Source organism: Roseburia sp. AM59-24XD (assembly GCF_003478445.1).
Classification (GTDB): domain Bacteria; phylum Bacillota; class Clostridia; order Lachnospirales; family Lachnospiraceae; genus Jutongia.
Window position 1 is genome coordinate 15,747 of the sequence record NZ_QUET01000036.1, and the last position, 11,487, is coordinate 27,233.

14 protein-coding genes are annotated in these 11,487 nt (G+C 45.8%); 2 read left to right on the forward strand and 12 right to left on the reverse strand.

What is annotated here, in order from left to right; genetic code table 11:
• The first annotated feature begins 85 nt into the window (after positions 1-85).
• Positions 86-253, forward strand: a complete 168-nt coding sequence (locus DXA20_RS14240; protein WP_118561676.1) for a LysM peptidoglycan-binding domain-containing protein — start codon at positions 86-88, stop codon at positions 251-253.
• Between the two features lie 170 nt (positions 254-423).
• Here DXA20_RS14240 and DXA20_RS14245 read toward each other — a convergent pair whose 3' ends face one another.
• The 7 genes from DXA20_RS14245 to DXA20_RS14275 form a co-directional block, all read right to left on the reverse strand.
• Positions 424-1,449 carry a branched-chain amino acid aminotransferase gene (locus DXA20_RS14245; protein ID WP_022305302.1) on the reverse strand — a complete coding sequence of 342 codons (1,026 nt, stop codon included), beginning with the start codon at positions 1,447-1,449 and terminating at the stop codon, positions 424-426.
• Between the two features lie 125 nt (positions 1,450-1,574).
• Entirely contained in the window at positions 1,575-2,003 is a 429-nt protein-coding gene (gene rpiB / locus DXA20_RS14250; protein ID WP_022305301.1) for a ribose 5-phosphate isomerase B, read from the reverse strand.
• Positions 2,000-2,515, reverse strand: coding sequence for an arsenate reductase/protein-tyrosine-phosphatase family protein (locus tag DXA20_RS14255; RefSeq protein ID WP_022305300.1), 516 nt, complete (start codon positions 2,513-2,515; stop codon positions 2,000-2,002). Before DXA20_RS14255 ends, rpiB begins: the two co-directional genes overlap by 4 nt.
• 23 nt (positions 2,516-2,538) lie before the next feature.
• Positions 2,539-3,594, reverse strand: a complete 1,056-nt coding sequence (locus DXA20_RS14260; protein WP_118561680.1) for an L-threonylcarbamoyladenylate synthase — start codon at positions 3,592-3,594, stop codon at positions 2,539-2,541.
• Positions 3,595-4,302 (reverse strand): N-acetylmuramoyl-L-alanine amidase, encoded by a 708-nt coding sequence (locus tag DXA20_RS14265; protein ID WP_022305298.1) that lies wholly within the window; start codon positions 4,300-4,302, stop codon positions 3,595-3,597.
• Positions 4,303-4,373: 71 nt separating this feature from the next.
• On the reverse strand, positions 4,374-6,098 hold the full coding sequence (locus tag DXA20_RS14270) for a glycosyl hydrolase family 18 protein (protein WP_022305297.1): 1,725 nt from the start codon (positions 6,096-6,098) through the stop codon (positions 4,374-4,376).
• Positions 6,099-6,343: 245 nt separating this feature from the next.
• Positions 6,344-6,574 carry a hypothetical protein gene (locus tag DXA20_RS14275; RefSeq protein WP_022305296.1) on the reverse strand — a complete coding sequence of 77 codons (231 nt, stop codon included), beginning with the start codon at positions 6,572-6,574 and terminating at the stop codon, positions 6,344-6,346.
• A 533-nt stretch (positions 6,575-7,107) separates the two neighbouring features.
• On the opposite strand from DXA20_RS14275, the gene DXA20_RS14280 reads away from it, so the two are divergent.
• Positions 7,108-7,926: an adaptor protein MecA gene (locus DXA20_RS14280; RefSeq protein WP_022305295.1), complete on the forward strand. Its 819-nt coding sequence runs from the start codon at positions 7,108-7,110 to the stop codon at positions 7,924-7,926.
• A 76-nt stretch (positions 7,927-8,002) separates the two neighbouring features.
• Here the strand turns inward: DXA20_RS14280 and DXA20_RS14285 are convergent, their stop codons facing one another.
• From DXA20_RS14285 to DXA20_RS14305, 5 genes are all read right to left on the reverse strand, one after another.
• Positions 8,003-8,209 carry a DUF1858 domain-containing protein gene (locus tag DXA20_RS14285; protein ID WP_022305294.1) on the reverse strand — a complete coding sequence of 69 codons (207 nt, stop codon included), beginning with the start codon at positions 8,207-8,209 and terminating at the stop codon, positions 8,003-8,005.
• 133 nt (positions 8,210-8,342) lie between these two features.
• The gene (locus DXA20_RS14290) at positions 8,343-8,513 is read right to left on the reverse strand and encodes a DUF362 domain-containing protein (protein WP_022305293.1); all 171 of its coding nucleotides are present in this window, start codon (positions 8,511-8,513) and stop codon (positions 8,343-8,345) included.
• Between the two features lie 117 nt (positions 8,514-8,630).
• On the reverse strand, positions 8,631-9,848 hold the full coding sequence (locus DXA20_RS14295) for an iron-containing alcohol dehydrogenase (protein ID WP_022305292.1): 1,218 nt from the start codon (positions 9,846-9,848) through the stop codon (positions 8,631-8,633).
• Between the two features lie 345 nt (positions 9,849-10,193).
• Entirely contained in the window at positions 10,194-10,841 is a 648-nt protein-coding gene (locus DXA20_RS14300) for a hypothetical protein (RefSeq protein ID WP_118561682.1), read from the reverse strand.
• Between the two features lie 36 nt (positions 10,842-10,877).
• Positions 10,878-11,487 (reverse strand): hypothetical protein (locus tag DXA20_RS14305; RefSeq protein WP_207664229.1); only part of this gene is annotated, 610 nt, incomplete at its 5' end.

Below are 11,487 nucleotides of genomic sequence, written 5' to 3' on the forward strand. Positions count from 1 at the left end.
CGGCGCCATCGTATTTACCCCGGCCGAATGTCAGGTAGTATGCGAGATCGCGGAAGCCCCTCAGGATCTGGAACGGCTTCAGAAAATGCCCGGCATTGTCGGCTTCATCGTCAGCGATAACGTCAGCCTCTGGGATATCGCCAAGGAATATCAGACCTCCACGGAAAGCATCATGGCTCTGAACGGACTGACCTCCGAGGAGGTTCACCCCGGAGACCGGCTGCTCCTCGCCAAGCAGGTAGACGGACTGTAAAAAGAGACACCTCAACCAGCGTTTTCCCCTCCGAAAATTGCTTCACAATTCTCGGAGGCGTCACACTACATTACGCGTATTTTCCTGTATTGAAAAGGCAAAAACACCCGGAAGAGCGATTCTAAAGAATCTCTTCCGGGTGTTATTATTGTCTTTATTCGTGTGATGAATTACTCGATAACCTTGATCCATCCCTCCGGAGCTTCCAGACGACCCATCTGAATACCGGTCAGTGTCTCATACAGCTTCTTGGTAACAGGTCCCATCTCCTCCATACCACTTGGGAAACAGATCTCCTTACCATGATCATTGATCTTGCCAACCGGTGAAATAACAGCAGCGGTGCCGCAAAGACCACACTCTGCAAAGTCCTTAACCTCATCGAGGTATACTTCTCTCTCCTCAACCTCAAGACCAAGATACTCTTTGGCAACAACCATAAGAGAACGGCGGGTGATAGATGGAAGGATACTGTTAGACTTTGGTGTAACAACCTTGTTGTCCTTTGTGACGAACAGAATGTTAGCTCCACCTGTCTCCTCGATCTTAGTACGGGTAGCAGAATCCAGATATATATTCTCTGCAAAGCCCTGTTTATGAGCATCTACAATTGCATGAAGACTCATTGCGTAGTTAAGACCAGCCTTGATATGACCTGTTCCATGAGGAGCCGCACGATCAAAATCAGAAATACGAACTGTGATCGGCTTAGCGCCGCCCTTGAAGTAAGGTCCTACCGGCGTAGTAAATACACGGAACTGATATTCATCAGCCGGCTTTACACCGATAACAGCGTTTGTTCCAAACATATATGGACGTATGTAAAGAGTTGCACCTGAACCATAAGGTGGTACATAATCAATATTTGCCTTTACTGTCTGTACGATTGCATCAACAAAACGATCCTTGGGGAATGCCGGCATTTCCAATCTCTGTGCTGACTGCTCAAGACGCTCTGCATTCAGATCCGGACGGAAGCACACCACATGACCATCCTCTGTTGTATATGCCTTCAGACCCTCAAATACAGTCTGTGCATACTGAAGAACTCCGGCACACTCACTGATCGTAATTGTGTCATCGCTGATCAATGCGCCATCATCCCATGCGCCATCCTTGAAATTGGACACATATCTTTTGTCCGTTTTAACATAACCAAATCCCAGGTTATGCCAATCGATATCTTTCTTTGCCATAACTATTCCTCCATTCTGTATACATTCCATGCATGTATACGATTGATTCACTGAAACCAATTTTAATACTTGATATGACGAGTGTCAAGAGTATCTTTCAATTCGGCTTCCATCATTACGCCCCTCTAGTCCTCAAGCTGGTCAATGCGGTTCTGATGACGCTCTGCATGCGAAAACTCCGTATTCAAGAATGTATCCACGATCATCAGTGCCAGTCCCGGACCTACCACTCGGGCTCCCATGGCAAGCATATTCGCATCATTATGCTCCCTCGTTGCCTTTGCGCTGAACACATCATGACACAGCGCAGCACGTATTCCCTTTACCTTATTGGCAGCAATCGAAATGCCAATGCCTGTCCCACAGATCAGGATACCCTTCTCGCACTCCCCTGATGCAACAGCCTGCGCTGCCTTCTTGCCATAGACCGGATAATCACATGGTCTTTCATCGTAGCAGCCGTAATCCTTGTACTCGATTCCCTTCTCCTCCAGATACCTGATGATCTCCTGCTTCAATCCATATCCACCGTGATCACTTCCCAATGCAATCATTCTGCTTGTCCTCCTTCGTCTTTTTCATTTTCCATTAATATCTGTATTACCTTGCGGATACGCCGTCCGATCTCGTGATAACACAGATCGTACTGCTCATCCTCACCACCATACGGATCCACAATATCCGTATCCACGCCGACATATTCACCCAGTGTATAAACCTCGCCGCCCTCATACTTCTCCAGATAAGCAACCTTTTCGCTGAATGTCATCGTGAGCACCAATGCATCCGGTGTAATATCAAACTGTTCTAACGGCACAGAATTTTCATGCGAGCAGGGCTTCAGATCATGCTGGCTTAAAGACACATTTACCTTTGGACTGATCGGCTCTGAAAACAGAACAACCAATCCCCTTGAGCAGCACGGCGGAAACGAAAATACCGGCTGTCCCAGCTCTCGCTGATGTTCTCTCTCTTTCTCTGTGAACTGACGGTACATTGCTTCTGCCACAGGGCTCAGGTAAGTATTTGCCGTACATACAAATATAATCTTCGAATAATTCTTCAATAAACCGTACCCCTCTCTGTTATTTATACTTTGATGACATGATACGCTGCTGCTTTCAGCATCCGGTTCATAATCGCCTTCCCCAAGGTATCTTTCTCAAAGCTCTCCGCATAAATATACTCCGCTCCAATGTGATCCATCTCTCTTAGTATATCATACAATCCCGCTGCTATCGACCCCTCTGTTGCGCGCGATCCGACACTCCTCACATTGGCACATGCATACGCATCCTTTGTCTCCTCTGTCGCGATCACCGCTACAGAGCATCCCTCGTCTGTCTTCTCCTTCACAAGACGATTGATCTCATCGACCACTTTACCGGTGTCTCCCTCTATGATCGTCATCTGTCCCTTCGGTGCGTAGTGACGATACTTCATGCCCGGTGCCTTCGCCACGATATTCGGATTCATCTTCTGTGACAGGATCGCCGGATCCACCTGAACCTCTCCCAGCACATCCTCTAACATCTCTCCGGTAATATAACCCGGTCTCAGAATGGTCGGAACTCCCGTACTCAGATCAACGATCGTTGATTCCAAACCAATGCCTACCGCACCGCCATCCAGGATCATATCAATCCTTCCATCCAGATCCTCCTTCACATGCTCTGCCTTTGTCGGGCTTGGACGTCCGGACGTATTGGCACTCGGAGCCGCAATATACACCCCTGACTCACGGATCAGTGCCCGTGCTACCGGGTGACTCGGCATCCGGACCGCAACTGTCTCCAGACCACCGGTCGTAGACTTCGGCACAGCCTCCTTCTTCGGAAAGATCATCGTCAGCGGTCCCGGCCAGAAATGATCGGCAAGCTTCACTGCCGCCTCCGGCACTGACTGTGCGATATCCTCCAGTGCATCCATATCAGCAATGTGCACGATCAGTGGATTGTCAGACGGACGTCCCTTTGCCGCATAGATCTTAGCAGATGCCTCCGAATACATTGCATCACCTCCCAGGCCATACACGGTCTCTGTCGGAAATGCAACTAATCCTCCCTTCTGCAAGATCCGGCACGCCTCCTCCAGCTCCTCATCCCGGAAGCTCTCCGGGTTTATCGTTTGCATTATCGTTTTCATCTAACTCAGTCCTCCGCTCACATATTGTAAAACACCAAGTGCCACGGCCCACGCAACCCTGCGCTGGTAGGATGCCTGCGTCAGAAGCTCTGCCTCTTTGGAATTGGAAAGAAATCCGCATTCTACTATAACCATAGTCGCTGTTGTGTTTTTCAGCATAAAATAATCGCTGTTTGCCTTTGCCACACGCCGGTTGTCCGGATCCAGTCCTGACACAAGCTGTGTCTGCAGTATATCTGCCAGCTTCTTGCCCTCCTGCGAAGACGCCCGGTAAAACACCTGCGCTCCCCGGGAGCTTTCTGCCGTAAAGCTGTTCTGATGAATACTGATCACCGCATCTGCTCCGCTGTCGTTGATCATCTGACACCTTGCACGCAGATCTGCCACCTTCTTGTTCGTATCACCTGCCTGATAAAGTGCTTCATCCTTCTGTCTCGTCATGACAACCCTGCAGTCATTCTGCTCCAGAATCTCCTTTAACTCCAGAGAGATTGCCAGATTCACATCCTTCTCCGGCACATCATTGATCCCGATCTTGCCCGGATCATTGCCTCCATGTCCCGGATCGATCACGATCGTATAACGCGGCTGCTTCGCTGCCTGCTGTGACCATGTATATACGGATCTTCCTGTTTCGATCACTGCCGCAAGCAAAACCAGACCTACGATCACAAATCCAATCACTCTGTTGATACTATTCTTTTTCATTCACCTGCTCCGGTATATCCTTTTGTTTCATATTATGAATATTCCAAAACAGATAGAATAATATACGAAAACTACATGTATTTAATGATCATATCCCATACGGAAGAATCCTCCAGACCAAGCTTCCAGAATGCATACCCTGCAGTCTTGCTGTCTGATACTGTCTTCATCTTCTCCTCGAGAGACTTCTGATCCTCAAGCCACATTTTATAGACAACACCATCCCTGGTGTATTCTGCATAGTTGGTTCCTGTGCTGTCATCCCATGCAAAGGCAGCTCCCGCATCGGTCATATTCTCCTTTGCGGAACGCATACCGTATGCCTCGGAGGTCAGCTTCACCTTGCCATCCTTCGTTGTCTCCTTCCAGAGACGGCTGTAAAATGGCAGTGCAATGATCGTCTGTTCCGCCGGCACTTCCTTCAGTGTATTGACGGTGGAATCCTTCACATAATTCAGGGAAGATACCGGACCTGCCTCCTCGGAACCAGCATAATGCTCATCATACGCCATCGTGATCACATAATCTGCCACCGCTGCCTGTTCCTTGCGGTTGTAGTACATGGAGTAGGATGTCGGTGGATAGTTATCAATCGAAAGAACCACACCATTGTTACGGCACATAATACCCAATTCACGGATAAACTGGATGAAATCATCGCCATTTGCCTTTCTGACATGTTCAAAGTCAATATTGATACCATCCAGACTATACTTGATCGCCTCTGCGATCAGGTTCTTCTCCAGCTTCTGTCTCGTTGTAGTGCTTCCAAGCACCTTGCCGATCTTGCTGTCATTACTGAAATCATTGCATACGCCCCACACCTCTACACCAAGGCTTCTGGCTCTCGCCACATATGTATCGCTGGCAAGTGAGGTGATCTCTCCATGATTGCCGGAAACCGTAAACCATGTCGGAGCAACGACATTAACGCCCTTCGTTGCATTGAGCAGGTTGAGCACATTATCATTGGCTGCACTCGTTGTCACCTGATGCCATACCAGATTCACCTTGCCGTCCTTTAAGATATGGGAATACTGTTCTTCCTTAAAATCAGTCGTATACTCGGACTGATACAGCTTACCGATATCCTTCTTACGTACATAACCCACAACGCCGTCTGCTGACATTACCTTATCAAAAGATGCCGCACTGCTATCCCCGGAGGTGGATTCACTGCCCTGCTCCAGAACACTTACCTCATCACCCTCATTCAGATTCACAAGAATATCACTCTTGATGCTTGCACGATAACGCAGCTTCGCTTTCTTCTTCGCTTTGGCAAAATCCGCCTTCTCGTTATAACGGTATGTAATCACAACCCTGTCCGGGTTCTTGTACTTCTTATAATCCAGAGCCGTATACTGCTTCACATAATCCAACGCAACATAGGCATTATCTCCGCTGACCTTAACAATCGGATAATCCATGGAAGACTTACTCTTATTCGTATAATAATCGCTGCTGTCCACCGCCGCAGATATCACTGCAGTCGATGTGGTATACAAAAGCTGGTTCTCCTTCGCATCCCAGTAAAATCTCGAATTAAGCGAATCATGTACCAGACCGAAATCCACATAGATCTCACCGTTATCATAAAGTGCCTTCGTATCATAAATCTGATCCTGCAGGATCACCTGCATCTCCCCCTTTGATACCTTAAAATAATCATCTAAGGACATCTCCTTACTGCTCGGCATATACTTTTTCACGAGCAGCGCAATACCGGTAATAAGGATTGCAAGAACCAGAAGTGCTATAAAGGGAATGATCAATTTCTTTTGTCGTTTTTCCATGGCTCCGTACCTCTCTTCTATTCAAAATGTAAAAATTCCAAGTTCAAATACTTAAACAAAATTATATCACTTTTCCTTTTGACAATCAATCCTGTGTCCATCCGCCCCGGAATATTACAATAAGTGTGCTGTTCTGCTGCCCGGGCCGGCGGTTCATCAGAAAGCACACTCATTATTACGTTTTGATTATAAGGTTTCTATCCGCACATAACATGACATATACTGCATTTAATCTACCACAGTTGTCAGACCTGATTCAAGTGTTCAAAATCAATCTCCGTGATCCGTCCCTTCTGGTCACCGACATAGCTTTTCATATAGTAGGCATCCTCCATCACCTGATAGAGCCTGTCTGTCTCTGCCAGCGTGTAGGGTTCCCCATCCACGGAAACACTCATGCCTGCCGCCTCTGCCTGTTCCATCTCTGCCAGAATCCACGAATACATCTGTTCTTTCAAATCACCTGTGTTATTCAATGACACACCCTCCTATTATACGGACGACACGGAAGTACATACTGTGATACGTTTCAATGTCATCCTCCTGAAATACCACTGCCAACCGGAGAAATTCCTCCCTGAATACGCCGGATAAGTGAATCTGTTGTCTGACTTTTACCAAAAACCTCCTTTCTTAAATTTCCAGGTTTGTTTTCTCCTGCACTGATTATACGACACACGAATCACTCGTGACAACCCATAAAATGGGCGTTTCGCGCCGAAAAAGCGCTCCGTTTTCTGTGCTGTTTTCACAAAATGCAGGTTCATAAAATCAGTTTTTAATCATTTTTAGAACTGAAATTACAGATAATAGAAAAGAGACAAAATAATGGCAGTATTTCCTGGTGAAAATTCACAAAAAATAATAGGGAGCGCAAAACGATCTTCTTTGTAATCGGTAAGCTCTCGAAAATTGACTTATGCGTAAGAATATTCTATAATCAGACTAACCAAAGGAACAGACATTTTACTGTGATTATGCATATTTAAGATAGAAAGGAAGTGAGCCTATGCGTATCGAAAAAATCAATGATCATCAGATTCGATGCACTTTGAACCAGAAGGATTTAAGCGACCGCGAACTTCGTATCAGCGAGCTTGCCTATGGCAGTGAAAAGGCAAAGGCTCTTTTTCGCGACATGATGCAGCAGGCATCCTACGAGTTTGGCTTTGAGGCAGAGGACATCCCTCTTATGGTGGAAGCGATCCCGATGTATCCGGACAGTCTGGTGCTTGTCATTACGAAGGTTGATGACCCGGATGAGCTGGATACCCGTTTCTCTCATTTTACCGATGATGATTCCGATTTTGAAAACGGTGATGACGACGATAATATGTTCACTCTCGATGATGATATGTCCGGACTTGATCTGTTTGACAGCGATATTCTCATGGAACCGGAGCCGGCAGCAGATGCAGTCTCCGCACTCCCACAGAATCCTTCCGGGAGCAGCTCCGATGGCGATTTCATCTCTCTTTCAGAAGCACTTGGTATGGAACACCGTCCAAAGACCAAAGACTACACCGCAAGTCACGATGTAATCAAGATCTTCTCTTTCCGGAACCTTTCCGATCTCACAAGTCTGGCAGAGTATCTCATCTATACCTACCACGGTTCCAATACCGTATACAAGGACGAGAAGTCCGGACTGTACTATCTGATCGCCCACAAATCCGAGCACAGCCCGGAGGAGTTTAACAAAATCTGCAATATTATGAGTGAGTATGGACGTCCGGTTCACAACATGTACGCCAGCCACTCCTACTACGAGGAACATTACGAACCATTGATCGAGGAGCATGCGCTTCAGGTTCTGGCAAGTATCTGATCCTGTGTTCCCGATACGAAAAAACGCTTCCCCGGGTGCAGCCGGGGAAGCGTTTTATTCGTGTCGGTCTGACGGATTATTTCTTAGCCAGATATCCGTTTACATTCTCGATCAGTTCATCTGCATTGAGACCATGAACCATAGCGGCCTCCTCAAGGCTCTCTCCCTGAGATGCAGGACAGCCTACACAATGCATACCGGAAGCCATCAATACTGCGGCAATACCCGGATCGATCTGAAGCATATCACTGATAATCATATCTTTATTTACTCTTGCGTCCATTTGAATCCTCCATTAATCGAACAGCCCCTGTCGGAAACTGTGTAATAATTTGACATTTCTCATTGCTTTGAAAAGGAAAAGACTGTCCACGGTGAAGCCATCGAGGACAGTCCGGTAATTCATGTGTAGTAAATTACTCCTCTGAAATAGCTCCAGAAGGACATGTACCAGCACAAGCACCACAGCTGATGCAGGAATCAGCATCGATCTCATAGTGCTCAGCACCTTCTGCAATAGCTCCTACAGGACATCCGCCTGCACAAGCGCCACAACTTACACAATCATCTCCAATAACATATGCCATTTTAAAAATCCTCCTTTTCTTGGTATACCCACATTCTAATACAATTTTTCATTTTTTACAAGAGGAAAACCTTACTAACTCATTTTTCTCATTTATATTTATTGAGAAGATTTCTCATTAGAAGTCGACCTCAGTGTCATAGTAGCAGCATTTCAACAGCTTCTCCATCTCTTCCTGAGACGGCTGACGCGGATTGGAACCGGTACATGCATCCAGTATCGCATTGGCGGCGATCTCCGGCAGACGCTCTAAGAACACATCCTCCGGCACGAAGCCTTCCTCAGTCGGATAGCTGTCCGCTCCGTAGTTCTTAATACAATGTGGAATATTGAGTGCATCATTCATGCCGCGCAGATAATCGATCAGAAGCGAAATCTTCTCATCATCCGTGCTGCCACCCAACTTCATGAAGTCTGCAATCTCTCCATAACGCTCCTTTGCAACCGGATCCTTCGCATTAAATGCAATTACCTTTGGCAGATACATCGCATTGGCGGCGCCGTGGATAATATGTGCACCGTAATCGGCAAATGCAGCTCCTGTCTTATGCGCCATTGAATGAACAATACCAAGAAGTGCATTGGAAAATGCCATGCCGGCAAGACACTGTGCATTGTGCATATTGTCTCTCTTCTCCATATCGCCCTCGTACGAACCGACCAGATCTCTCTGGATCATCTTGATCGCATGCAGCGCAAGCGGATCGGTATAGTCACAATTTGCTGTGGAAACATACGCCTCAATCGCATGCGTCATCGCATCCATTCCGGTATGAGCAACCAGCTTCTTCGGCATCGTCTCTGCCAGCTCAGGATCAACGATCGCTACATCCGGCGTAATCTCAAAATCGGCGATCGGGTACTTGATCCCCTTCTCATAATCGGTAATGATTGAAAATGCAGTCACCTCGGTAGCCGTGCCTGAGGTAGATGAAATCGCACAGAACTTTGCTTTGGTACGAAGCTTCGGCAGACCAAATACCTTGCACATATCCTCAAAGGTCACGTCCGGATACTCATATTTGATCCACATCGCTTTCGCTGCATCAATCGGCGAACCACCACCCATCGCAACGATCCAGTCCGGCTGAAACTCCTGCATCTTTGCTGCACCCTTCATAACCGTGTCCACAGACGGATCCGGCTCAATGCCCTCGATCAGATCCACTTCCATTCCAGCCTCTTTCAGATATCCGATTGCTTTGTCCAGGAAGCCGTTTCTCTTCATGGAACCACCGCCTACACAGACGATTGCCTTCTTACCCTCAAAATCCTTGAGTGCCTCCAGTGCTCCCTTACCGTGATACAAATCTCTTGGTAATGTAAACCTAGCCATGATAAACCTCCATTCCGAAGCGTAATGCGACAAAGCAAAGTAATCGCATACTTTGGCAGAAGCCGTCTGCAACGCCCCGACACAAACGACTCCCCCGGCAACCCCCTTATCTGTCTGGCAATTTATACCAGTACTGCCGATTTGTCACTCAATTTGATAGCTTTATTTTACACCTGATGAGAAAAATCTTCAACTGAAATTGCATGACAAATTTTGGATGCGAGGTATGCTCATGAATCAATTTATTTTCCGAGGCAAAATGACTTTTTACTCTTCGGGATATAAAAAAGATTCTGGGCAGACTTCCTGCTACCATCAGGGAAAGTCTTCATACATTAATTAATTTCACATATAATTTGCCATTACATTCTCATCTAATCGTTTTAACATTTCCTTCTCCGGTTCATCCATATAATATATATCCGGATCGACCTTTAATATCTCATTTTCCGCATCCTGCTTATTTGTTACACTCTCTATTACAAATGCTCGTTTTTCTTTGATATATCGTGGATGACAGTACATCTTTCCATCCCGACGAACAACATAATATTCCGTCCCTCTTTTCCCTTTTATCCATTCATCCGTAAAACCATTACAGAAAAATACCTGTCTGATTTTACTCGCCTTGCTTTCCATTTCACGTTCTTCTTTTAAACGTTTCTGCTCTTCTAGCGGCAGTTTGCTCTCTCTTTCCATTCTTTCCTGTTGACGCCGTTTTTTCACCTCTAAATCTTTTTGATGGATTTCGAGCTGCATTTCCACCATCTCCATTAAATAATCAAACGCCTCATCTTCATCAGATGTTCGAAAAATTATCATATGCTCATCCCTGTCACCGTTCCTATATATATTCCATTGCTGATCTTTCTCATTCCAATTACAGCCTATCGCATACGGAAAGCCTCTTCCTTGATCCACTTGCGCTATCACCACATTCTGCAACTGTGGTTTTAATTCATCTAATTTTTTTAGAAATTCTTGCTTCCTCATAGCTTCACCTCATATATCCCACTCAGCTTTCCCATCTCACTCTTTCTTCTTTCTATAATTTTGCTTCACATTTGCTCTAAGACGCTCTATCATTTCCTTCTCCGGTTCATCCATATAATATATATCCGGGTCGACTTTTAATATCTCATTTTCTGCATCCTGCTTATTTGTTGCACTTTCTATTACAAATGCTCGTTTTTCTTTGATGTATCGTGGATGGCAGTACATCTTTTTATCCCGACGAACAACATAATATTCCGTCCCTCTTTTCCCTTTTATCCATTCATCCGTAAAACCATTACAGAAAAACACCTGTCTGATTTTACTCGCCTTGCTTTCCATTTCACGTTCTTCTTTTAAACGTTTCTGCTCTTCTAGCGGCAATTTGCTTTCTCGTTCCTGCCTTTCCCGTAAATATTGCTGTCTTTTCTTTTCTTCCTCTTCATGCCATTTTATATTCTCCATCATCATATAATTCAAGCGATCAAAAGCTTCGTCTTCACTGGAAGTTTCTAAAAGAATATAGTGTTCATCCCTGTCTCCATTTTCAAACACCTTCCATTTGTTTACTTGATGATCAAAATAGCATCCCATCGCCAGTGAACACCCTATTCCTTCATCCACTATAATATATGTATCTCTTAGT